General features: G+C 46.7%; 22 protein-coding genes. 7 read left to right on the top strand and 15 right to left on the bottom strand.

Features of this window, described 5'->3' with window-relative positions:
* Positions 1–1,278: sigma-54-dependent transcriptional regulator (locus ACTIE6_RS16090; protein ID WP_439557612.1), on the top strand; the 1,278-nt coding region annotated here is incomplete at its 5' end.
* Positions 1,275–2,570 carry a sensor histidine kinase gene (locus ACTIE6_RS16085; RefSeq protein WP_439557611.1) on the top strand — a complete coding sequence of 432 codons (1,296 nt, stop codon included), beginning with the start codon at positions 1,275–1,277 and terminating at the stop codon, positions 2,568–2,570. The genes ACTIE6_RS16090 and ACTIE6_RS16085, both read left to right, overlap by 4 nt.
* 7 nt (positions 2,571–2,577) lie before the next feature.
* On the opposite strand, the gene ACTIE6_RS16080 is transcribed toward ACTIE6_RS16085, so the two are convergent.
* The 5 genes from ACTIE6_RS16080 to ACTIE6_RS16060 all read right to left on the bottom strand — a co-directional run bounded on the left by ACTIE6_RS16080 (position 2,578) and on the right by ACTIE6_RS16060 (position 7,950).
* The gene (locus ACTIE6_RS16080) at positions 2,578–3,600 is read right to left on the bottom strand and encodes a phosphotriesterase family protein (RefSeq protein WP_439557610.1); all 1,023 of its coding nucleotides are present in this window, start codon (positions 3,598–3,600) and stop codon (positions 2,578–2,580) included.
* The gene (locus ACTIE6_RS16075) at positions 3,600–4,799 is read right to left on the bottom strand and encodes a site-2 protease family protein (protein ID WP_439557609.1); all 1,200 of its coding nucleotides are present in this window, start codon (positions 4,797–4,799) and stop codon (positions 3,600–3,602) included. Before ACTIE6_RS16075 ends, ACTIE6_RS16080 begins: the two co-directional genes overlap by 1 nt.
* The gene (locus ACTIE6_RS16070) at positions 4,789–5,424 is read right to left on the bottom strand and encodes an HAD family hydrolase (RefSeq protein ID WP_439557608.1); all 636 of its coding nucleotides are present in this window, start codon (positions 5,422–5,424) and stop codon (positions 4,789–4,791) included. The genes ACTIE6_RS16075 and ACTIE6_RS16070 overlap by 11 nt, the downstream gene beginning before the upstream one ends.
* A gap of 119 nt (positions 5,425–5,543) precedes the next feature.
* Positions 5,544–6,497 (bottom strand): acetyl-CoA carboxylase carboxyltransferase subunit alpha, encoded by a 954-nt coding sequence (locus ACTIE6_RS16065; RefSeq protein ID WP_439557607.1) that lies wholly within the window; start codon positions 6,495–6,497, stop codon positions 5,544–5,546.
* 34 nt (positions 6,498–6,531) lie between these two features.
* Positions 6,532–7,950 (bottom strand): MBL fold metallo-hydrolase RNA specificity domain-containing protein, encoded by a 1,419-nt coding sequence (locus ACTIE6_RS16060; protein ID WP_439557606.1) that lies wholly within the window; start codon positions 7,948–7,950, stop codon positions 6,532–6,534.
* A 140-nt stretch (positions 7,951–8,090) separates the two neighbouring features.
* Between ACTIE6_RS16060 and dacB the strand changes: the two genes are divergently transcribed.
* Positions 8,091–9,557 (top strand): D-alanyl-D-alanine carboxypeptidase/D-alanyl-D-alanine endopeptidase, encoded by a 1,467-nt coding sequence (gene dacB / locus ACTIE6_RS16055; RefSeq protein ID WP_439557605.1) that lies wholly within the window; start codon positions 8,091–8,093, stop codon positions 9,555–9,557.
* Positions 9,558–9,601: 44 nt separating this feature from the next.
* On the top strand, positions 9,602–10,618 hold the full coding sequence (locus ACTIE6_RS16050; protein WP_439557604.1) for a hypothetical protein: 1,017 nt from the start codon (positions 9,602–9,604) through the stop codon (positions 10,616–10,618).
* 76 nt (positions 10,619–10,694) lie between these two features.
* Here ACTIE6_RS16050 and hslV read toward each other — a convergent pair whose 3' ends face one another.
* From hslV to ACTIE6_RS16010, 8 genes are all read right to left on the bottom strand, one after another.
* Entirely contained in the window at positions 10,695–11,234 is a 540-nt protein-coding gene (hslV, locus tag ACTIE6_RS16045) for an ATP-dependent protease subunit HslV (RefSeq protein WP_439557603.1), read from the bottom strand.
* Positions 11,235–11,347: 113 nt separating this feature from the next.
* On the bottom strand, positions 11,348–13,054 hold the full coding sequence (locus ACTIE6_RS16040; protein WP_439557602.1) for a pyruvate dehydrogenase complex dihydrolipoamide acetyltransferase: 1,707 nt from the start codon (positions 13,052–13,054) through the stop codon (positions 11,348–11,350).
* A gap of 114 nt (positions 13,055–13,168) precedes the next feature.
* Positions 13,169–14,956: a translation elongation factor 4 gene (lepA, locus tag ACTIE6_RS16035; RefSeq protein ID WP_439557601.1), complete on the bottom strand. Its 1,788-nt coding sequence runs from the start codon at positions 14,954–14,956 to the stop codon at positions 13,169–13,171.
* Between the two features lie 144 nt (positions 14,957–15,100).
* Positions 15,101–16,114: a zinc-binding alcohol dehydrogenase family protein gene (locus ACTIE6_RS16030; protein ID WP_439557600.1), complete on the bottom strand. Its 1,014-nt coding sequence runs from the start codon at positions 16,112–16,114 to the stop codon at positions 15,101–15,103.
* Between the two features lie 39 nt (positions 16,115–16,153).
* The gene (locus tag ACTIE6_RS16025; protein ID WP_439557599.1) at positions 16,154–16,942 is read right to left on the bottom strand and encodes an SDR family oxidoreductase; all 789 of its coding nucleotides are present in this window, start codon (positions 16,940–16,942) and stop codon (positions 16,154–16,156) included.
* Between the two features lie 35 nt (positions 16,943–16,977).
* The gene (gene fucP / locus ACTIE6_RS16020; protein WP_439557598.1) at positions 16,978–18,231 is read right to left on the bottom strand and encodes an L-fucose:H+ symporter permease; all 1,254 of its coding nucleotides are present in this window, start codon (positions 18,229–18,231) and stop codon (positions 16,978–16,980) included.
* 87 nt (positions 18,232–18,318) lie between these two features.
* Positions 18,319–18,597, bottom strand: coding sequence for a LytR/AlgR family response regulator transcription factor (locus ACTIE6_RS16015; protein ID WP_439557597.1), 279 nt, complete (start codon positions 18,595–18,597; stop codon positions 18,319–18,321).
* Between the two features lie 118 nt (positions 18,598–18,715).
* The gene (locus ACTIE6_RS16010) at positions 18,716–19,066 is read right to left on the bottom strand and encodes a LytR/AlgR family response regulator transcription factor (protein ID WP_439557596.1); all 351 of its coding nucleotides are present in this window, start codon (positions 19,064–19,066) and stop codon (positions 18,716–18,718) included.
* Between the two features lie 247 nt (positions 19,067–19,313).
* Here ACTIE6_RS16010 and ACTIE6_RS16005 point away from each other — a divergent pair, with 247 nt between their 5' ends.
* The 3 genes from ACTIE6_RS16005 to ACTIE6_RS15995 are packed head-to-tail and all read left to right on the top strand — an operon-like array spanning position 19,314 to position 22,834.
* On the top strand, positions 19,314–20,930 hold the full coding sequence (locus tag ACTIE6_RS16005; RefSeq protein WP_439557595.1) for a tail fiber domain-containing protein: 1,617 nt from the start codon (positions 19,314–19,316) through the stop codon (positions 20,928–20,930).
* Between the two features lie 33 nt (positions 20,931–20,963).
* Entirely contained in the window at positions 20,964–22,580 is a 1,617-nt protein-coding gene (locus ACTIE6_RS16000; protein ID WP_439557594.1) for a tail fiber domain-containing protein, read from the top strand.
* A gap of 5 nt (positions 22,581–22,585) precedes the next feature.
* Positions 22,586–22,834 (top strand): hypothetical protein, encoded by a 249-nt coding sequence (locus ACTIE6_RS15995; protein WP_439557593.1) that lies wholly within the window; start codon positions 22,586–22,588, stop codon positions 22,832–22,834.
* 1 nt (position 22,835) lies between these two features.
* On the opposite strand, the gene ACTIE6_RS15990 is transcribed toward ACTIE6_RS15995, so the two are convergent.
* On the bottom strand, positions 22,836–23,849 hold the full coding sequence (locus tag ACTIE6_RS15990) for a cytochrome d ubiquinol oxidase subunit II (RefSeq protein WP_439557592.1): 1,014 nt from the start codon (positions 23,847–23,849) through the stop codon (positions 22,836–22,838).
* A 122-nt stretch (positions 23,850–23,971) separates the two neighbouring features.
* Positions 23,972–24,168: cytochrome ubiquinol oxidase subunit I (locus ACTIE6_RS15985; RefSeq protein ID WP_439557591.1), on the bottom strand; the 197-nt coding region annotated here is incomplete at its 5' end.

The raw sequence follows: 24,168 nt of genomic DNA, 5'->3' as shown, positions 1-24,168 counted from the left end.
GAGGAGGTTTTTGAGGTTTTGAAGGCAGTGACGCCGGATTTGATTTTACTTGACCTCAACTTTTCAATTGAAACTTCCGGGAAAGAAGGAATGCAGCTGTTGCAGCGGATCAAAAAAGGTTATCCCGCCGTTCCGGTAATTTTGATTACAGGCTGGGGTACTATCGATCTGGCTGTGCGGGGAATGCGGGAGGGTGCTATTGATTTTATTACAAAACCCTGGCAAAATGAACACCTGCTGCAATCCGTGCGTACGATACTGAATCTCGCGCAGCAGGAGCAAAAGTCGGAAACCCGGCGGAAGCTGGAACAGAAGTACCATCTCGAAAATATCGTTGGGCAGGATCCCAAGCTGCTCGAAATCCTTTCTACGGTAGGACGGGTCGCTGCTACTGATGCGCCGGTGTTGATTACCGGTGAAAGCGGAACGGGAAAGGAGCTGATTGCAGAGGCAATTCATTCCAACAGCAAGCGCAAATCGCGCCCCTTCGTAAAGGTCAACCTCGGTGGTATCTCATCCACATTGTTTGAAAGTGAACTTTTCGGGCACGTCAGAGGTGCATTTACAGATGCGAAGTCCGACCGGACCGGAAGATTTGAAATGGCCAATAAAGGGTCTATTTTTCTGGATGAAATAGGGGAGCTGGATTTGCCTAGTCAGGTGAAATTACTGCGTGTTTTGCAGGAAAGGACATTCGAGCCGCTGGGAAGCAGCAAGAGCCGGACGGTGGATGTGCGCGTGATTTGCGCTACCAACAGGAACCTGGAAGAAATGGTCGCGCTCGGGACTTTCCGGGAAGACTTATACTATCGAATCAACCTGATCACGGTAAAGCTACCCGCACTCAGAGAGCGGCCCGACGACATTCCATTGCTCTCCGAGTTTTTTGTAAACAACCTCAAAACCATTTACCAGCGCCCCGATCTGCAACTCAGTCAGCCGGCATTGAAGTGGCTGAGAACGCTGCAACTACAAGGCAACATCCGGCAACTGAAAAACCTGGTAGAAAGGACCGTTTTGCTGTCTCCCAAAGACACTCTGGATATTGCCGATTTCCAGAAAAACCTTTCTGCGGGCGGTCAACCCGCTGCTGCGAAAAACCTGCCGGAGGTGGGTAGCATCACGTTGGAAGAAATGGAATATCAGATGATCAGTAAGGCAATGCAGTTTCATCAGAACAAGATCAGCAAAGTGGCGCGTTCGCTGGGTATTACGCGGTTCGCCCTTTACCGCAGACTTGAAAAGTATGGTATATCTTTCGATCCTGACGAACAATGAGGCTATCTACCCGCGCCAAATACATCAGCTACATTGCGGTATTGCATTTGGTGTTAATTATCCTGGTTGCCAATCTGCTTTCTAAAAACAAGCCCGCATTCATTGCTTCCGAGGTATTCCTGTTGTTATCTGCCGCCGCATCCATTCAGCTGTATCGTAACTTTATGCAACCTATCCAATTTGTGAAATCCGGGATCGAAGCGATCAAGGACAAGGATTTTTCGATCAAGTTTGTTCCTACCGGCAAGGGTGAAATTGATACTTTGATCGAAGTTTATAACCTGATGATCGATCAGCTGCGGGAAGAGCGTACGCGCCTGCACGAGCAGCATTTCTTTCTCGAAAAGCTCATTGAAGCTTCGCCAATCTCCATTGTCATTCTCGACTACGATGAAAGAATTGACTCGCTGAATCACAAGGCGCAGGAACAATTTGGCCAGGAGGCGGCACATTTGCGAGGAAAAGCACTGAATGAAACTAACCTGCCGCTGTTACAAGAGCTTGCGGATATGCAGGATGAAGACTCGCGCGTAGTGAAGACCAATGGCGTTGTAACATTCAAGGTGCAACGTTCGCATTTTATGGATAAGGGTTTCAAAAGGTCTTTTCTGATGATTGAAGAGCTGACGAACGAGTTGCTGGAATCTGAAAAGAATGCGTATGGAAAAGTGATCAGGATGATGGCGCATGAAGTGAACAATACCCTTGGCGCTACGGATTCTATTCTACAAACTACCCGCAATATCCTTACTGATCCCGATTTTACGGAGCTCAAAGATGCACTGGGTATTGCATCAGAACGAAACAGGCGACTTACCCGGTTTATGCGGAATTTTGCCGATGTGGTCAGGCTACCGACACCTAACCGCACTCCCGCAGACTTCTCCCTGCTGGTGCGGGATGTAAGTACATTTATGCAGGCTGCGGCATCTGAGCGGCAGGTTTCCATTCACTTATTTTTGCTCGAGGTACCTGTTGTTCAAAGTGTGGATACTGGCCAGATGGAGCATGTTCTGGTGAATGTGATCAAGAATGCTATTGAAGCTTGTGTGTCTGGAAATGTAATTGAAGTGCATCTGACACAGTCGCTGTTGCTGATCAGAAACAATGGTGCGCCCATTGAGCAGCAGGTGAATGCAAGTTTGTTTAACCCGTTTTTCAGCACCAAAAAAGATGGTCAGGGGATTGGCTTAACGCTGACAAGGGAAATCCTGGTAAACCACAATTTTAGCTTCTCGTTGAAAACAGAAGAAGACGGCTGGACTGTTTTCCGGATTGAAATGGAAGGGTAAAAAGCTATTAGCTTCTCCGCACCATTATAGCGAATGCATTTGCCGGATTTACGATAAGCAGCTGACTTATATCGTTTTCAGTAAATCCTTTTTTCTCCAAGGCGGGAATGAGCTTGTCGGAAATGGTGGTGTACCCTCTGAACTTTCCTCCATGGGGTTCGCCAGGCTGGTACCAGCCGGCGTCGTGTGAGATTAGTACCTGTTTTAACAGTCGCTTTGTTTTCAGGTGATGGATTAAATCAGCCATTGGATCAATGTTCTCGTTACTTATTCCGTCTAAACTGATCCAACAACCTGTTTTTCCAATCCTTTCCATATCCTCATAGCTGCCATTTGCATGTACCCAGACGAAAGCAGCGGGACTTACTCCGATTTTTTGCAGGATCGAAATTTCCTGAGTTGCGAGAAGAGCGGGGCCTGTGTGTGAGCAAATAGTAAGTCCCGTTTTCAAATGCGTCAATGCGGCTGCTTTTATCAGTTTTTGGTGAAGCTCAGACAATGCGCCACTGTTTACGCCGGTTTTGATAAATCCGGGTTTCACGTTTGTTCCCTCAATACCACCTTCAAATTCACTAATCCACCTCGCTGAAAGTTGCTCAGCAGTTTCCGTGAATGCCCATTTGGGAAGGTATTTATTATCTGATGCGCCGTAGTAGCCCGTATTTGTCAGTATTTGCAGGCCGGATCTTTCCGATAGTTTTTGAAGTAACCTTACATCCCGCCCTAAGAATGCAGGGGTGCATTCAACAATACTTTGAAAGCCGCGCTTTTTGATCTCGATCAGGTAAGGAAGTACTTTCCGGATCACCTGCTCGTGTTCCCACCTATCGGATGAAATCTTATCTGCGCCGATGAAGTCAACAAGTACGTGCTCGTGAATAAGCGTTTTGCCAAGACCGGAAGGTTTGATCCTGCCTTGAACTGTATTGATATAAGTTTCTGAAAAATTGGGTACGTTACAGAAGAGCACCGCCGCTGCCGAACTTTTGATAAATCCCCTGCGCGAATAGTTGCTGCTGCTTCGCCCCATTAGTCTACAATGATAAATGGAGTCGGGCTGAATGAGATTACAAATATGATCAATGCGCAGATCCCCAGAATAATCCGTGGGGTATCGAGTGGTTCGTTCTGTTCAGTTTCAGGATGTTTGATTCCCAGAAAACGTCCGAGGATAAATACAAAAGGTAAAAAGCCGGTTGAACCCTGTAAATCGGGGCGCAGGTAGGACAATGCAAACTGGAGTACGACTATGATCAGGCTGCACATCAATGCGGTGCTCAGATTGTCGAAAACCCTTTTGAAACAGATATAAAGCAGGTAAATGTAAATGAAAAGGTAAAGCAGCTGTTCGTAGAAGATTGCGTCGCTGCCGGTAGCAAAAGACTCTGCACGAAAGAGGCCAAGGCCTGCATAGAATGCAAAAAGTCCGAACAGAATGGGCGCTACCACATCAAACTTCTTTTTACCAATCAAACCATAAAGAATGTGGCCGCCGTCGAGCTGGCCGATCGGGATCAGGTTCAATGAAGTGAAAAATAATGCGAGGTAGCCTGCCAGCAGATAGGGATAATGCTGCATTTCATAGGGGTGAGGCAGTCTCTCCGGGTTTGCAACGTAAGTTTTAAACAACCAGAAAAGGATGTTATCACCTAAAACCAGGTTACCTGAGGCATTTTCATAAACAAACTGCGGGTAGCTGGATCCGAATCGCGCGTATTCCGGGTGAATCGTGAAGATATAATCAACGGGTGGCAAATGCGTAAATCCGTACCAGAGTACCGCAAGCGCTGCGATAAAACCTGCTAATGGACCGGCGATACCGATATCGAAGAATTTAAGACGGGATTTTACAACAGAGGTAATGCGTATGAATGCACCCAGCGTGCCGATACTTTGGGAGAAGCCAAACCACATCGGAATGTAGTAAGGCAAGGTCACTTTTACCTGATGAGCTCTTCCTACAAAATAGTGGCCGAATTCATGAATAGTCAGAATAGCGAGGAATGGAATGGAGAAATGGAAGCCTTCTTTAAATTGCTCCCAACCCATTAACCGGGATTCTGCCTCGGTAGATTTCGCGGCATCAACCCCGCCAAGATATGCGAAAAAGTCGTAAACGAATGAAAAGATATTTCCGTAAATCCATTCAGCACCTGCCAAAGTGGTTGTGATTACAGTCACAATAAAAAGTGTCGCCTGAATCAGATAGGTGCGTGTGCTAGACTGCATATTCTTTTAGATATTCCAGAATGGTGGTCGGCTTTTGAACGTGAATAGTAGCAATGCCAAGCTGCGCTGCGCCCTGAATGTTGTCGTAATTATCATCCAGGAACAGCGTTTCCTCTGCTTTAATGCCTGCCTGATCGAGCACTTTCTGATAAATGCGCGTGTCGGGTTTCATCAGGCCCATCTCATACGAGAGGAAGACGGTTTCAAAAAGATCTTCCAGCCTGTCGATACCTGTTGAGGCTTTCAGGATCTTGTTAACCTGGGTAATGTGAATGGAGCTGGTATTGCTGAGCAGGAAAATCCGGTATTTGGTCGCCAGCTTTTGAAGCAGCTCCACGCGCTCGGGAGGAAGATCAAGCAGCAGGCTGTTCCACGCTGTGTCAATTGCTTCGTCGGACAGATCAGAGAAATCCAGGATTTTTCTGATAAAATCACGGAAACCAGCTTCGTCGAGCGAGCCTGTCTCAAAATGCCGGAAAATGTCATTGTCCCGGAAAATTTCAAGTATCTCACGCTGCTCCCGGCCGCTCAGTTCTGCAAACGATTTGGATGCAACAGGAACATCAATGTTCAAAATGACGTCGCCTAAGTCGAAAATGATGTTCTTGATCTGCGGGTTTACCATTTTTTGAAATGCTTTTAGCTGTTAGCCGTTAGCTTTTAGCCCTTTTATTTTCAGTTCAGTCTATTCTCTTATTTTTCAGTTGCAGCCAAGCTAACAGCTAAGAGCTAATAGCTAACAGCCTACTCAACAACAACTCCCATTGCGCAGAATTTTTCAATACGCTGGTCGATGCGGTCTTGTTCAGTAATGTTTGTAAGGTCTGATATGTTTTCAAGAATCACTTCTTTCAGCTTTTCGGCCATCCAGTTGTGGTCCAGGTGGGCGCCGCCGAGTGGTTCGGGAATAATCCCGTCGATCAGGCCATTTTTCTTCATATCCTTTGCCGTGATCTTCATCGCTTCCGCTGCCTGTTCTTTGAAATCCCAGCTTCTCCACAAAATCGCAGAGCAGTTTTCAGGAGAGATTACAGAGTACCAGGTGTTTTCCAGCATTAAAACACGATCGCCGATCGCAATACCCAATGCACCGCCAGAAGCACCTTCACCGATCACGATACAAATCACCGGTACTTTCAGCATGAACATTTCTTTCAGGTTCCGCGCGATAGCTTCGCCTTGTCCACGCTCTTCAGCTTCCATTCCGGGAAATGCACCCGGCGTGTCGATCAGCGTGACAATTGGTTTGTTGAATTTTTCAGCCAGCTTCATCAGGCGCAATGCCTTACGATAGCCTTCCGGGTTGGGCATTCCAAAATTCCGGTGCTGACGTTGCTTTGTGTTACGACCTTTCTGCTGACCAATCAGCATAAAAGACTGACCGCCCACATTCGCGAGTCCGCCGATAATAGCCGGATCATCACGTACCTGGCGATCGCCGTGCAGTTCAATAAACTCGTCGCAAATCAGCTCGATGTAGTCGAGCGTGTAGGGACGGTCCGGGTGACGTGAAAGCTGAACACGCTGCCAGCGCGTCAGGTTTTCAAAGATCTCTTTTCGAAGATTTGTGATATTGTTTTCCAATAAGGAAATGGCGGCTGAAAAATCCACATTGTTTTCCTGCGCCAATGTCTTCATTTCTTCGAGCTTACGTTCGAGCTCGGCCATAGGTTTTTCAAAATCCAGGTATGTTCTCATCTTTTAGGTTCTGGTTGGTCGGGGAAAAGCGTTTTCAGAGTTCGTAAGTGGTTCCCCTCACAGGTATTTCTACCGATTTAAAGCCATTTTCTTGAATCTTGCTTTGGAATTCAGCCATACTTTGCTGTTCTCCATGGACCAGGAACACGCGTTTGAGCTTTTCCGGATCCTGCATTTTAACAAATCTCAGCAGATCATTCTGATCTCCGTGGCCGCTAAATACGTCAATTTTTTCAATATTAGCCAAGACAGGCAACTGCTTTCCGCGGATCGAGATCGTATCCTGTCCATTGAGCAGGCGCCAGCCCAGCGTGCCTTCGGAAGCGTAGCCGATCATCAGGATGGTAGCGTATGGATTGCCGATATTAGCCTCCACGTGCTGCTCCACGCGCCCGCCTTGCACCATTCCTGATGAGGAAATAATAATGCAGGGTTCGTTGTAGTTGGACACAGCTCTGCTTGCATCCGCACTTTCCAGGTAAATCAGATTCTCGAAGTCGAAAAGCATATCATTATCTTCCTGAAAATCGCGTGCCTCCCTGTTCAGCATTCTTACGTGTTTCTGGTACACTTTCGTACTGCTGTGCGCGAGCGGACTGTCGGAAAATACCTTAATGAACGGGAAAGACTTGTCCAGGTACAGCTGGTTGAGCGTGTACAGCAATGCTTGCGTGCGGCCGACACTGAAAGAAGGAATAATGAGCCTGCCCGGTATATCAATGCAGGTCCGTTTGATCACATCTGCCAGCGCATCCACCGGTGTACCAGTATTCTCGTGCAGCCTGTTACCGTAAGTTGACTCGCACACCAGATAATCCACCTGCGGAACTTCCTGGGGATCAGTAAGGAGCGGGTAATTTTTACGCCCGATATCTCCTGAGAAACAAAGCCGCTTCTTTTCGCCGTTTTCGTAAACTTCAAGCACAATGTGCGCGGCTCCGAGTAAATGGCCGGCGGGGTAGAAAGTCACAGTAACATTATCAGCGATGCGGTAGCGGTTACCAAAGGCAACGGGTACAAAATTGTCCATCGCCTCGATTACATGTTTTTCAACATAGTAGTCTTTCGGTACCTCCTTCTTTTTGCCACGCTTTTTAGCAGAACCCTGTCGCGCATTAAGCCGCTTCTGGTGCAGGTTGGCAGCATCTTTCAGCAATAGCGACGTGAGCGCCATTGTAGGCTCCGTACACACAACCCTGCCTTCGAAACCCTCCTTATATAAATTAGGAATGTTACCTGAGTGATCAATGTGAGCGTGTGTTAATAATACTGTATTAATGAGGCTTGGTTCAAACGGAAAGACACCTTTTTGCTCTTCATATCTGTTTTTCCTGCCAATCTCATCCAGGTCAAAATCCGAGCCGCAGTCAATCAAAATCCGGTAGTCGTCAGATTCCAGCAGGAACATGCTTCCGGTCACTTGTTGTGCAGCTCCCCAAAATGTCAATTTCATATAAAAATGGGGTGAAAACCTAAATTGGTTTCATGCATCTGACAAAAGTACCAAAAATCAGGCTGAGATTTGGGCTTAACTTATTAGTTTAGATTCCCAGGCCAAAGTTTTACCCCGGTTTTCAGCTCGACAACATCTCTATGAATTTGCGTATTTTCCTGTGTGCTATCCTTTTCTGTCCCACTGTTTTTGGTCAAAAGGTAGATAGTACCGCATTGAATAACCTGCGCGACGCGGCGCTGGAATTTCAAAACAGTGAAATGATGCGAAGCGGGACACTGGCGATCAGCATCAAGTCGGTAAAAGAGAAGTTACCTGTTTTCGGCCTGCACCAGGAGATGTCCCTTCCTTCGGCATCGACGTTGAAACTGGTTTCCACAGCGACGGTACTGGCGGTTTTTGAAGGCGACTATAAGTTTCAGACTTTTCTTGAACACGACGGACAAATTAAAGGAGATACCTTGCTGGGCAACCTGTACATCCGCGGAACGGGTGATCCCTCGCTGGGCAGCGACCGGTTTCCGGGTTTTCTCAAATCTTCGGAACTGATCAGTCGCTGGTCGGTAGCAGTAAAAAATGCAGGAATAAAGCACATTAAAGGAAAAGTGCTTGCCGACGCGTCCTTTTTTGACAGTGCTACCGTGGCCAGTACATGGATTTGGGGAGATATGGGAAATTATTACGGCGCTGGCGTGCAGGGCCTTAACTTTAATGAAAACCTCTATCGGGCAAAGTTCAAGCCTGGCGTAGAGCCGGGCGATCCGGCAACTTTTTTGGGCATAGAGCCTGCTATTCCTTATCTCACATTCACGAACCGGGTAACTACCGGTGAAAAGGGGAGTGGCGACAAAACGATTCTTTATTCCAGTCCGCTCGGAAATCAGGTGGTGCTCACGGGTACAGTTCCCGCAGGTTCGGCCAGCTTCACCGTAAAGGGTTCCATTCCCAATGCAGCCGAATATGCCGCATTCGCATTGAAAACAGCGCTCGCTAATACAGCAATACGCATTTATGAACAGAATCCACCTTTTTCAGGTGTAGTCGCAGGGAATCCGAGAAAGGTTTTGGATGAATATAAATCGCCTGCATTGCGCGAGCTTTGCCAGCAGACAAATTACTGGAGTATCAACCTTTATGCAGATGCATTCTTAAAGCAAGCGGGCAAGAGACTTTCCGGTAAATCGGACTTCGACAATGCGGCACTCGCTGTAACTGGTTACTGGTCTGCAAAAGGGGCGGATCTGAGAGGATTTTATATTAAAGATGGGAGCGGGCTTTCGCCTTCCGGCTCCATTACCGCAGGCAGCCTGACTGAGATTCTGAACCTTGCAAACAAAGAATCTAGCTTCAATGATTTTTACAAAAGCATCGCAGTTTTAGGACAAAATGGTACAATCAGAAACCTGGCAAAAGGTACAAAGGCAGCGGGAAATGTGCGCGCTAAAAGCGGCTCTATAGAAGGTACACGAGCTTACGCCGGCTATTTCACCACAAAATCCGGCGCATTGATGAGTTTTGCGATTATTGCAAACAAATATATGCCTGGAAGCCAGCGCATTGTTTCCGAAGAGCTTGTGAAGCTGATGGTTTTGATGGCGCAGTTGTGAGAAGTCTTGCTAGTTTTGCAGGATAGTTCAACTACCAGTTACAAATGAATAAAATTGATGTATGTGTTATCTACTATGGTAAACCGTACCAAACGATTATCTCCATACTCTCGCTCCTGAAAGTCAGCAGCCAGCATATTAACAAGTTTTACATTACCGTAGAAAAGTCACAGCCTTATGACAAATTCGGAGATGTTTACCATGTGATCAAAACGATCAGCCCGCTTGTTGAAATCGACCTGTTTTACCCTGAATACTTCTACCAGCTCGATTGTCTTGACTATGAGCGAACCCGGCACGACAGCGCATATCGTTACCAGATCCCATATCAGTACGCCCTGGAAAATGCGGCAAGTGATTACCTCTTTATCATGCATAATGATATGGTTTTTCATCGGGATATGATCGGTGATATGCTACCCACATTCACTGACCCGAATGTGGCCGGAACTGGTTCGATCGGGCAATGCTGGTCTTGTCCGGGCTTTTCCGCAGGGCTCTGCCACGGATCCAGGTTTGAACAATACGTTCCTACTCAGGAAGAGGCAATCGCATTACACGAAAAATATAATACCCCGCGAAAGGAAAAAGATATAGAAGTACTGAAAACCGGGCGCGTTCACCCGATGCCCGAGTGCCGCTTGAACGAATATGCCTGCCTTATCAACCTGGATTTATATAGGAAAAATACGTTGCCAAAAGGCAATAATGTATGTTTTGGGGCAAACTGGGGCTTTACTGCCGATTTAGGTACTGGTTGGTTTCACCAGATGGTCAACCAGGGTTTTCGTTTTCAGCACTTTGTTTTGGAGGACTATGCGAAGCACTCTCAGTTTAATCCGGTAGGTCAGGGGATACAAGCTTATGCCAAGGCAGACAACTATAACCTAAGCGAGCGGAATGCATTGGAATACCTCAAAGCCAACTTTGCAACAGATGCCGCACTCGACGGCAGATACAAGGCGCTATCGAAGTTAAGAGTGGCCAAAGGAAAGATGGGCAAATTTCAGGCACTCTGGATCCATCGCGCTAAGAAAGTTTACAGGATGGTGGCCGGGTAGCAGGTGTTTTTGTTACAAAAGTCTTTTTCATGCTGGGCGCCTGATGCGCTCAGCATGAAAAAACAGACAAATGCCGTCACTTCACTTCCTCAATTACAAAGTTGTGATTGGTATAAATGCAGAGATCAGCTGCAACTGTCAAACCTTCCCGTACCATTTCTCCTGCTGATAAATGAGGCGCGTGCTTTTTCAAGGCTTGTGCTGCGGATAATGCAAAGTTTCCACCGGAACCAATGGAGGCAATGCCATTTTCAGGTTCCAAAACGTCGCCTGTGCCGGAAATAACGAGGATTTCATCTTTGCTGGCGGTGATCATCATGGCTTCCAGCTTTCTCAGATAGCGGTCTGTGCGCCAGTCTTTGGCAAGTTCAATGGCGGCACGCTTCATATTTCCGCCATATGCATTCAATTTTTCTTCAAATCTTTCGATCAATGTAAAAGCGTCAGCGGTGGAGCCCGCGAAGCCGGCGAGGATTTTGCCACCCATTAATACCCTGATCTTCTTCACATTTCCTTTGGCTACCGTATTGCCCATTGTTGCCTGTCCGTCAGCGCCGAGCGAAACTGTTCCATTGTGTAAAACTCCCAATACGGTTGTTGCGTGTATTTTCTCCATGAATATTGGCTATCTGTGTTTCAATTGTTGTTAGTGGCTTCAAAACAAAAGTGCCAGACCGGGAAGCCTGACACTTTGTGCATTGAATGCTATTTAGAAAACTGATTTTGTCATTAAACCAGCATGCTCATCGGCTCTTCCAGCAATTTCTTAACCGTTTGCAGGAATTGAGCAGCAGTAGCTCCGTCTACCACGCGGTGATCTGCAGAGAGCGTTACTTTCATGATGTTGGTCGGGTAAACCGTTCCGTCTTCTTTGAAAGCAGCAACCTTCTTGATACCACCCACGGCCAGTATACAAGAATCCGGCGGGTTGATGATCGCAGTAAATTCATCTACGCCGAACATACCCAGGTTGGATACAGAGAATGTATTTCCTTCCCATTCTTTCGGCTGCAATTTTTTATCCTTCGCTTTTCCAGCCAGATCTTTCACTTCGGTTGAAATCGCAGAAAGCGTCTTTTTGTCAGCGTCACGTACCACGGGAACAAGCAAACCTTCGTCTACCGCAACCGCAACACCTACATTGACATAATTGTATCTTCTGATCTTGTCACCCAGCCAGGCCGAGTTCACAGCGGGATGTTGTTTCAATGCAACTGCACAAGCTTTGATCACCATATCGTTGAAGGAGATCTTCGCAGGGCTTACCTCGTTCAGCTGCGGACGAAGCTCCATTGCTTTGTCCATTGTGATTTCCATGGTCACATAGAAATGCGGCGCAGTAAACAAGCTTTCGCTTAGGCGGCGCGCAATGGTTTTACGCATTTGCGATACTGGCGTATCGGTGAAATCGCCGGATGCAGGGGCGCTTGCTGCGGCTGGTGCAGCTGATTCTGCCTGTTTTGGTTTATCAGCAGGAGCAGCTGAGGCAGTTTCCGGTGCAGCTTGTTTAGCAGCAGGCTTGAACTCGTCCACATCCCGTTTTACGATTCTTCCATTGTCACCGCTTCCTTCGATCTGGCTTAGGCTGATTCCTTTTTCGTCTGCCATTCTTTTGGCAAGCGGAGAAGCCTTGATCCTGTCGCCGGAGTCGGCCAAGGAAGTTGCTTTTTCAGTTTCGTTTGAAGCGGCGGGCGCCGATGCTTGTTCGGCTGCTGGCGCGCTGCCAGTTTCAGCAGGCGCTTCCCCGTTTTCACGTGCGATCAATGCATCTACATTAGCTCCCTCTTCACCGATTACCGCGATAATCCCGTCCACAGGCACAGATTCACCTTCTTTAATTCCGACGAAAAGCAAAGTTCCGTCTTCATATGCTTCCAGCTCCATAGTAGCCTTATCAGTCTCGACTTCGGCCAGGATATCACCGGATTTTACTTTATCACCTACTTTTTTCTGCCAGGAAACCAAAGTTCCCTCTTCCATCGTATCGCTCATTTTGGGCATACGGACCACAGCGGCATTAATTTTCTCGGCAGTAGCACTTGCAGGAGCGGGAGCTGGTTGTTTAGCTTCCTGTTCAGGAGTTACAGTTTCAACAGCAGCTGCCTCAGGCGCTGGTTTTGATTCCTCTTTTGGTGCGGCACTTCCGTTGCTCGAAGCTCCGTTGCTGCCACCTTCCAGTAGCGATTTATAGTCTTCACCATCGTTACCCACTACCGCCATAACTCCGTCAACCGGCACAGAATCACCTTTATTAACGCCGATGTAGAGAAGCGTACCGTCATAGTAAGATTCCATCTCCATCGTAGCCTTATCGGTTTCTACCTCAGCCAGGATATCGCCGGATTTTATTTTATCACCTACTTTTTTGTGCCATTCCGCGATAACACCCTCTTCCATGGTGTCGCTCATTTTGGGCATACGAATTACTTCTGCCATATCGCTTGTTAAGGTATTTTAGTTTCTTCGCTCTTAAATTAGATTCTGGTCAAAATTACAATAAAAGGCCAATTCTGCACCCAGTTTTGAGATAATTCTAAAACCTGGAACGCATTAATTGATCTTCAATACAGCCATAAATGCCTCCTGCGGGATCTCTACACTACCAACCTGACGCATTCTTTTCTTACCCTTTTTCTGTTTTTCAAGAAGCTTGCGTTTCCGGGAAATATCACCGCCGTAACACTTGGCCAATACGTCTTTACGCATCGCTTTCACAGTTTCCCGCGCAATGATTTTTTGTCCGATAGCTGCCTGGATTGCAATTTCAAACATCTGCCGTGGGATCAGCTCACGCAATTTTTCGCAAAGCTTTTTGCCCCATTCGTAAGATTTGGACCTGTGAACAATAGCCGACAATGCATCCACCGCCTCACCATTGAGCATCACGTCCAATTTCACCATATCCGATTCCTGGTAACCTGCCAGTTCGTAGTCGAGAGACGCGTAGCCTCGGGAAATGGTTTTGAGTTTATCGAAAAAGTCAAATACTACCTCTGCCAGCGGGATCAGGAATTGCAATTCCACGCGCTCCGAAGTAAGGTATACCTGGTTTTTCAGGATTCCTCTCTTGTCCATACACAAGTTAAGAATCGGACCAATGTAGTCTGACTTCGTGATAATCTGTGCATTGATATAGGGTTCTTCAATAACCTTGATATGGTTCGGATCAGGCATCTCGGAAGGTGCGCTGATGTTGAGGAGCTGGTCTTTTGTATTGATTACCCGGAACTGTACGGAAGGAACAGTTGTGATAACCGTCATATCAAATTCCCTTTCCAGCCTTTCCTGTACAATTTCCATGTGGAGCATGCCCAGAAACCCGCAACGGAATCCGAAACCAAGTGCCGCAGACGTTTCTGGTTCCCACACAAGAGCTGCGTCGTTCAACTGCAACTTTTCCATTGCTTCACGCAGCTCTTCAAACTCGCTGGTGTCAACCGGGTATATACCGGCAAAAACCATCGGCTTTACTTCTGAAAAACCGACGATAGCTTCTTTTGCGGGACGATCGATATGTGTAAAAGTATCGCCCACTTTTACCTCTTTCGCGACTTTGATACCGGAGATCAGGTAACCTACGTCACCGCATTCTACTACCTGTTTAGGGATTTGCTGCAAGCCGAGTGTGCCAATTTCGTCGGCAATATATTCCTTGCCGGTCGCCATAAACTTCACGCGGTCTCCTTTTTTGATACTTCCGTTTTTAACCCGGAAAATAACTTCAATACCGCGGTAAGAATTAAAAACCGAGTCGAAAATCAAAGCTTGCAAAGGCGCCTCAGGGTCGCCCACGGGCGCTGGAATACGCTCTACAATCGCATTCAGGATATCTTCGATCCCAATACCTTCTTTACCGCTGGCAGGGATGATATCTTCGCGTTTGCAATCAAGCAGGTCCACCATTTCGTCCTTAATTTCCTCAGGCATCGCACCCGGAAGGTCGATCTTGTTGAGGACCGGAATGATCACCAGATCGTGGTTGATTGCAAGGTATAAGTTAGAGATTGTCTGTGCCTCAGTGCCTTGTGATGCATCTACAAGCAGCAATGCACCTTCGCAGGCCGCAATAGAGCGGGATACTTCATAAGAAAAGTCTACGTGGCCGGGTGTATCGATCAGATTGAGAATGTACTCTTCACCTTTATAGATGTAGTTCATCTGGATCGCGTGGCTCTTGATCGTGATGCCTCGTTCGCGTTCCAGATCCATATTGTCCAGGAGCTGCGCCTGCATTTCCCGCTGCGTTACTGTTTTGGTAAATTCAAGCAGACGGTCGGCCAGTGTACTTTTGCCGTGGTCGATATGGGCAATAATGCAAAAATTACGGATTTTCTTCATGAAAATGGTTACTATTCAAATGCTTTGCGGTACAAACTCGGTTCAAAGCAAACACAAAATTACGAGGGGATTTAATATTTCAACTGCTTTTCTCAGGTAACTTGAAAGTATTACCGCGGCAAAGTGTTTTTCAGGAAAATTGACTTAGTCCAGCGACACCATCGCCTTGATCACTCCGTTCGCAGGATCAAGCCAGCTTTCAAAAGTATCCTTAACCTCGCCGAAAGTGACGCGATGCGTGATATACGTTTTAGGATCCACCTGCCCGTTTTTCATGTTTTTAATTACATGTTCGAAATCTTCCCGCGTTGCATTGCGACTGCTCATCAATGTAGCTTCGCGTTTATGAAACTCAGGGTGACTGAATGTAATATCGCCTTTTTGCAAACCCACAAGCACATAACTGCCTCCGTGTGCGAGGTACGTAAATGCTGTGTTGATGGCGCGCAGACTTCCGGTCGCGTCGATGATCACAGTCGGCATTTCGCCATTTGTGATCTCGGCTAACCGTTCCAAAACAGGCTCGGTCAATGCATTTACAGTATGTTGCACGCCAATTTTGTCACGACAAAAAGCAAGTCGTGCATCATTGATATCCAATGCAATTACATTGCCGCCGGCTATTCTTGCAAATTCCATTGTACCTAAACCAATTGGTCCCGCGCCCACTACAAGTACATTTTCACCTTCCCGGACCCGTGCGCGCCGCACGCCATGTGCACCGATCGCCAGAGGTTCCACCAACGCAAGTTCGTCGAAGCTGAGGCCGTCACCATGCACCAGGGAGTAGGAGGGAACCGAAAGGTACTCTACCATTCCGCCGTCAATATGAACACCGGACACTTTCAAAGTGGTGCAGCAATTTGGCTTACCATTCCGGCACGCAACGCATTTTTGACAATTGAAATAAGGTATGAAAGTGACAGCTTCGCCCACCGAAAAATCGGTACGATCTGTATTTACAATTTCTCCCGCCAGTTCGTGGCCCAAAATCCGGGGATAATTGAAAAATGGTTGTGTTCCTTCAAATGCGTGCAGATCGGTTCCGCATATCCCTATTCTTCTGATGCGGATCAGCGAGGTACCGGGCTGTATTTCAGGTTGTAAAGTATCCTGGTATTCAAAGTGGCCTGGGGTAGTGCAGACAAGTGTTTTCATCTCGGTGTGGCGTCGCTGAGTATGTGAAATTGAAACAGATTAAGAATTAGCGAGCGCACGGTCCAGGTGTACATAGCCGCCATCGACATAAATCAATTGGCCGGTTGTGTGGCTGGAACGCTGCGAAAGCAGGAATACGGTCGTATTTGCAATCTCCTCAGAAGTGGTCATCCGGTTTTCCAACGGAATATTGGCAGTAATGGAGGCGAGCTTTTCAGCAGGATTGGGCAAGGTTTCGATCCAGCGTTCGTAGAGCGGCGTCCAGCATTCAGCTACTACCACTGCATTCACCCGGATTCCATACTTCAGAAGTTCAACCGCCCATTCACGCGTCAATGCATTTCTTCCTCCGTTGGCAGCGGCGTAAGCTGAGGTTCCTCCCTGGCCTGTCTCCGCAGTTTTCGAGGTAATATTGACGATCGCGCCCTTTGATTCCTTCAATGCAGGCAATGCGTAATGCGCCATAAGATAATAGTGGACAACGTTTTTATGCAAAGAGGCAATGAAGCTGGTATAGTCGCCATTTTCAAGACCCACGCCGTCGTTTACACCTGCATTGTTGACCAGACCATCAATCCGTCCATATTTTTCCAAAACAGCTTTAACCGCTTTTTCAGATTCTTCCGGCTGTGTAAGTTCGGCAGCAACCTGAAACGAGGCGAAACCCTTGGAAGCGAGATCATCCACGATTTTCTGGTTATCATCTGCATTGCGGCCAACGATCACCGGAATAGCACCTTCGTTTGCTAAAACCTGCACGATCCCTTCGCCGATTCCCTTTGCGCCGCCGGTAACGATAACTACTTTATTTTGAAGCTGTAAATCCATATTGTTTAACAATTCAGGTTAATGTTTTAAGAAAATCAATGTGAAGTCCCAAGTGTGACTTTTTTGATGGAATTATTTTTAATCGCAAAATAAAGAACGACCAGAAAGCATACCGCAGGCACAACGTACGCGGTTTGGATAGATGAAATATCAGAAACCTGGCCCATAATAACGGGAAAGAAAGCGCCTCCTACAATGGACATAATTACGAGTGAAGAGCCGATTTTGGTCTTCTCACCCAGTCCGCGGATGCTTAATGCAAATATTGTAGGGAACATAATTGACATAAAGAACTGCACACCTACGAGCGCATATACCGCCGCCATTCCCGTGGTAGTGACCGCCACTGCGAGCAGTGCTACATTCAGGATGCTGTACAATGCAAGCAGTCGGGGAGGAGCTATGAACCGCATCAGGTAAGTGCCTATAAAACGGCCGATCATAAAGCTCAGAAAAGCGCCGGAAAGAAGGTACGCTGCTGTTTTTTCTTCTATTCCCGCCACCTTATCAGAAAAACGAATAAAAAAGCTGCTGATGCAAACCTGGGCCCCAACATAGAAAAACTGCGCAGTAGCACCCAGCAGTAGGTTTTTCTCACCCCAAATGGAGCTGCTTGTTGCACTCTCACCGTCATTTTCGTCTTTGATTTCGGGCATTGAAGTCCGCCAGATCAGCACTGCTACCAGCAACACAACCAGGCCAATCACAATGAAAGGTACCTGAACGGAGGCGGCTTCTGCATTAAGATAGGAATCAAGCGCCTCGCCGGACATAGCCTGCTGCTCCTGCTCCGAAAGTGTTTTGCCGGATAAGATGAAGGTGCCGCCCATCAGGGGTGCCAGAAATGCCGCAAGTCCATTAAAGGATTGGGCAAAATTCAGCCGCTGCGTAGCTGAATCAGGGTCACCTAAGACAGTAATGTATGGATTTGCTGCGGTTTCAAGCATGGTAAGTCCGCTTGCAATAATAAATAGGGCGATCAGGAAAAAGCCAAAATGACGCATTTCGGCAGCCGGGTAAAACAGGAATGTGCCAAAAGCAAATAGGAGCAGTCCCACTGTAATTCCCGCTTTGTAGCCATATTTTTTCATAAACAATCCTGCCGGAAATGCGATGAGGAAATATGCAATGTAAGAGGCGGAGTCGATCAGGGCTGATTCAAAATCGCTGAGCTGGCAGGCTTTCTTCAAATGCGGGATCAGTATCGGGTTGAGGTTGAGGGCAAAGCCCCAGAGAAAAAATAGCGAAGTGATCAGGATAACAGCCAGCCGCGTTTTACGATCGGTCATAGGAGGTGAAATTTGAGTACAGGAACGGGTGTAAAATAAAACAAAACAATTCAAAGGAATTATATTTTTTTACCCGCTAAACCAAACCTACCTGATGTTCAGCTGTTGCTGCACTTCGTCTTTTCTGCGACGGGAGACCTCCACTAGTGAGCCGTCAGCCAGTATCAGATACTCGTTGTTGCTGCTGATCCGGACTATATATTCCAGGTTCACCAGATGCGATTTGTGCGTGCGGACAAACTTGAAATCCACGAGCATATCTTCAAAATGTTTGAGTGTTTTGCTGGCTATAAAGGTTTTATTGTCTTTTAAATGGATAACCGTGTAGTTCCTGTCAGCTTCAAATCTGAGGATCTCACCTACCATGAAAAAGAAGATACCTTCGGTGGATGCTACTGCCAGCTTGAATTCCCTGTACTCATTTTTTTCGATGTTGCTGACCAGATTCTCATATCGCTGTATTTTCTGTCTTGAAGTATCGCGTTTATAAGTGCCTTCTGACCGCTACAACAAGATCCGCCGGATCAATGGGTTTTAAAAGATAATCCACGGCACTGAACCTGATCGCCTGGATGGCGTACTGATTGTATGCAGTGGTAAAAATGACATTAAAGGAAGGTTTTTCAACTGCTTTAAGAAGTTCGAAGCCATTCTGGTGCGGCATTTCGATGTCTAAGAAAACAAGCTCAGGCGTGTACACTTGCAGCACTCTCAGCGCTTCTGCTACGGACGATGCAATTCTTAATTCTTCGATTTGCGGTACATACTCCTGGATGTACTTATACAGAATGTTGCGCGATTTGAATTCATCGTCTACTATCAATGCCTTGATCATGAGGATGGTATTTAGTTTGTTGATGGATGTGTACTTATTTCTAAGCACGTCCCGCAAGGTAAGTTGCTTGCGCCATCAGTGCTGATGGAATGTGCAACTGGCACTGCTGATTTATTTGGTGGATTGTCGTTCTGAATGCCGCGCTTTCCCTTTCATTAAATGGATTCAACCGGCAGCTAATCGGAATAATGACTGGTGGGAGCATAGGTTAAGTTTGTCTGCTCATGTCAAACTCAATCGTCTTTTTATGAACCACCTGATCCGACTCGTCTTACTTTTTTTCATCACAATCTCCGCTTACGCGCAGGTACCCCAGCAATTCAGCTTTCAGGGCGTAGCCCGAGATGAAGCTGGCAAAATAATTTCCAACCGCAACATCAGCCTGCGCATTTCAGTCAGACCCACTACGGCGTTAGGTAGTCCGGTTTTTCAGGAAACACACGCAACGCAGACTTCCGCTAACGGTATTTTCAACATTTCAGTAGGAGCCGGTCTAGTGCAAAGCGGCCAGATTTCAGGCATCAAATGGGATAGCGACAAGTTCTTCCTGCAAGTAGAATTGGATCCGGATGGTGGAAGTAACTATGTGAATTTAGGAGCGACGCAGTTGCTGAGTGTGCCTTATGCATTGCATGCGGAAGAGGCGGGCAGGTGGAAGAATTTTGATCCGGTAGTGCAGAAAGGGAATATTTTTCAGGGCAGTGGGTTGCCGATACAGCAGGGCGATGAATTTACGTCTTCTACCGACACGTATTTGGTTTGGCACCCCGGCAAAGGGGCTTTCAGAATTGGCTCAGGTTATAAAAGTGTCGGTGTGTTTGAAGATGCAAACATAGGAATCCGATCATTGGGTGTTGGAATTAACATGATTGCAAAGGGCAATAATTCAATCGCATTAGGTGATGGAGCACGGGCACTCGAAAACAATTCAGTTGCGATCGGTGAAGAAGCCTCCGCGACAGGGGAAAATGCAATATCGATAGGTGATAATATATCTAGTGGTTACGGGTCGATCAGTATTGGACAAGGTCTCCGCTCGCGATCAACGTACGGAACAGTCCTTGGATTGTATAATGATTTGACCGATGCTGTTGGTGATCAGTTATTACCTACTAGTCGCATATTCCAAATAGGTAACGGAGATTATCAAAATAGCAAACGGAGTAATGCACTTACTATTCTCTATAATGGTAATGTCGAAATAGGGAATAATGCCCTACTTCCCACATACATACTTGATGTTGGCGGTCGGATGCGGCTGCGCAGTAATATAGGCTCTACGGCAGGCCTTTGGTTGAATGATGCCGGTGGAGCTCAGTATTGTTTCATTGGAGGCGTCAATGATTCAGAGGCTGGATTCTATTTCGAGAACGCAAAGGCGTGGCGATTCAACGTATATAATAATGGCAGCGCCTGGCTTGCTGGCACACTTACCCAAAACTCAGACCTCCGCCTCAAACATGAGTTGCAGCCATTATCCGGAAGTCTCAACAAACTTACCAGCCTAAATGGATTCCATTACCTGTGGAAAGATAAATCGAGAAGTCAATCGCTCCAAACCGGCCTCATTGCCCAGGAAGTAGAAGATGTATTTCCTGAACTCGTTGAGACGAATAAAGATGGTTACAAGTCTGTCAACTACATTGGTTTCATACCGCATTTGCTGGAAGCGGTGAAGGAGTTAAAAGAGCAAAACAAGGAGCTTGCTGCAACAAACGACAGGCTTGAAGCACATTTGACTACAGTGGAGGCACAGGCAGCAAACAAGGAAGGCGAAGTTCAAGAAGGTAGCACGAAATTGGATTTGCCGGTAGCCATCGCATTACTTCTTTTTCTAATGTGTGTAGCCAAAATTAAGATTTAACAACTCCTTCCTCCTAATCTAAAGATCCTAATCATGAAAGCAATTCACAACCAAGTTTTTTTGGTAATAGCAGTACTTTTATCAATACTTCCTTTTTCCATTTACGCGCAGGTACCCCAGCAATTCAGCTTCCAGGGCGTAGCCCGCGATGCAGCTGGTAAAGTAATTCCCAACCGTAATGTCAGCCTGCGCATTTCAGTCAGACCAACCACTGCGCTCGGGAGCCCGGTTTATCAGGAAACGCATGCAACGCAGACTTCTGCCAATGGAATTTTCAACATTTCGGTAGGAGCCGGCCTCGTACAAAGTGGCCAGTTTGCCGATATAAAATGGAACAGCGACAAGTTTTTCCTGCAAATAGAATTGGATCCGGATGGCGGGAGTAATTATATCAATCTAGGCGCGACGCAGTTGTTAAGTGTGCCTTATGCATTACATGCGGAGGAGGCTGGGAGGTTGAAGGATTTTGATCCAATCGTACAAGAAGGGCATTGGGGTAAGGGTGCGTATCTCACTGAATTGAACTGGGACAATCATCAAAAGATGATGTGGTACCCCAGGCGAGCAGCTTTTCGATTCGGCTCCTGGAGTAAAGATGATTATAAGTGGACTGATGCAAATATTGGTGACGCTTCGTTCGCTGGTGGTGTTAATTCCCTTGCAGAAGGTGATAGGTCATTTGCGTTCGGCACTAATGTAAAGGCTCTTGGGGCCTATTCCGTGCTACTAGCCAATGGTGGCGAGGCTGAATTCCAGTCAATTGGAATGGGGAGTTCTGTTCAAGCGCTTGGTGATAATTCAATAGCGATTGGGGGGAATATAAAAAGTCTAGGCTCTCACTCCGCTGCTATTGGCTACAATCTACGAAGCAATTCGAAATATGGAATCTCCTTTGGACTAAGCAATGACATTTCGGATGCAGTCGACAATGATCTTAAACCAACTCACCGGCTCTTTCAAATTGGAAATGGTGATGAAGACCCCGATGGGGCAAGGAGAAATGCACTCACAGTCTTGCGAAATGGTAATGTTGGAATTGGAAACAATGCTTTAAGGCCAACACATATCCTGGATGTAGGCCACCGGATGCGACTACGCAGCAATCCCGGCTACACAGCCGGCTTGTGGCTGGATGATGCAGGAGGCGCGCAATATTGTTTTATAGGAGGGTATAATGATGATCGGGCTGGATTTTATTTTGATGAGGGAGGTTGGAGATTTACCGTAGATAGAAATGGAAGCGCATTTCTCAGCGGCACGCTGACCCAAAACTCTGACCTCCGTCTCAAACGCGACATCATTCCTCTTACCGCCAACTTCGAAAAACTAGCTTCCATCTCAGGTCGCCACTATTACTGGAAAGACCCGCAGCGTAGTCAGGGGCTGCAAACAGGTTTGATCGCGCAGGAAGTAGAGAGCGTGTTTCCTGAGCTGGTTGAGACAGATAAAGATGGTTTTAAGTCAGTTAATTACATTGGTTTGATACCACATTTGCTGGAAGCTGTGAAGGAGTTGAAACGGGAGAATGCACGATTGGGCAGCGAGAACAAGAAGCTGGCTTCGGACACAACCAAAATGGCTGATTTGCAGAAGAGGATAGAGGCCATTGAAGCAAGTCTGGTGCATTCACAAGCAACTTCATCTAATTAAGTCCTATGATCATTTTGATATGGATCTGCATTGTAGCAGATGTTGCCGCGGCCGTTTTCCTGCTAAGTACTTCTATGAATTCTGATCAGGATGCTGCGGGTGCGGGAATGGTGCTTTTGCCTGTTATTCTGTTAATCGGGCTGGCTGTGTTGTCTTACTTTTTGATGCAGAAACATTATAACGGCTGGGCACTTGTAACAAGCGGTTTGCCTGCTATTGTCCTGTTATACCTGCTCTTTATTTCTGTAACCTGACTCAGGCATGCTCCTGATAAGGTTTGCTTTGGAAGCTGTAAATCAGGTAAAACAATGCAGGCAGAATAAACACGCTGCCGAGCAGCAAAGCCATACCAAGTGCCTGCATTGTTTTTTCCTGACCACTGTGCTCTATCAAAGACAGATACCCGTTTTTCAAAATTACAATATTAGGGAAGTGGCGGAAGGTGGTCGTAAGCAAGATCATAGTCACCTGAAAACCGGCAAGGGGGCGGAGGAGTTTGATCTTTCCCTGGTAAAGCTGCTGCCACATGTAGACAAGTGAAAGCGTAGCTGCCACAATGGCGATTCGGCCTACCCAATTACCAAAGACCCATTCAAACAATGGTATCTTTTCAAAATAGGCGGCAGTGAATACCAGTGCACCGCATAGCACAGCAGCGATATTGAAAAACTGGGCCTTATGTGCAAAACGCAGTCTGTCATTCTCATTCGTGGTTTCACCTATCAGATATACCGAAGCCAGAAAGCCGCAGATTGCCACGGTAAATAATCCCACAGCCAACGAAAACCAGTTGAGCCAGCTCAGAATATAAGCTTCCATAAAGCTTTTTGCCTCAGGGTTAATATGCCCGGAAACTGCACTGCCGGCTATTATCCCCAGGAACAACGGTGTGATAAAACTTGAAATGGCGAAGATGGTATTGTAAATGCTCTGCATATCATCCACGACCGCATCATAATGCCGGAATGTAAAAGCAGTACCTCTTGCGATAATTCCCATCAGCATGATCGTCAATGGAATATGTAGGAAAACCGACATCGTTGAATAAATCACCGGAAAGCCAACGAACAAGATCACAATCGCAATGATCAGCCACATGTGATTAGCTTCCCATATTGGACCAATCGCCGAGTAAAGCGTTTTTCGGGTTACCGCCTTGTTCTTTTTCGACGTAAATAATTCAATAATACCCGCACCAAAATCCGCCCCACCCATCAACAAATAGAGCAAGATCGATGTCCAGAGGAATGTAATAACAACGTATAGCATTTTTGATTTTGAATGAGTGAATGAATGTTTTTAGGGAGGAAGGAGGATGGAGGAAAGGGACGAAAGGGCAAATCAAAATCTTCCCATTCTTCCATCCTCCCTTTTCTCCATCCTCCCTTTTTTTACCCCTTATCATAAAGCGTCCCCACCATCTTGATCTGCCTGTAAAGCATAAATGCTACAAATATTGCCAGCGATACGTAAACTGCTGTGAATAGGTAAAACGAATAGGCAATACCGGGCATTGGGGTTACTGCGTCGGCGGTTCGCATTACTTCGTATATAATCCAAGGTTGGCGGCCTACTTCTGTTACTGTCC

This window comes from Dyadobacter sp. (genome assembly GCF_051859145.1).
Lineage (GTDB): Bacteria > Bacteroidota > Bacteroidia > Cytophagales > Spirosomataceae > Dyadobacter.
Note: the sequence above shows the minus strand (reverse complement) of the source record. Positions and strands in the feature narration are given on the sequence as shown.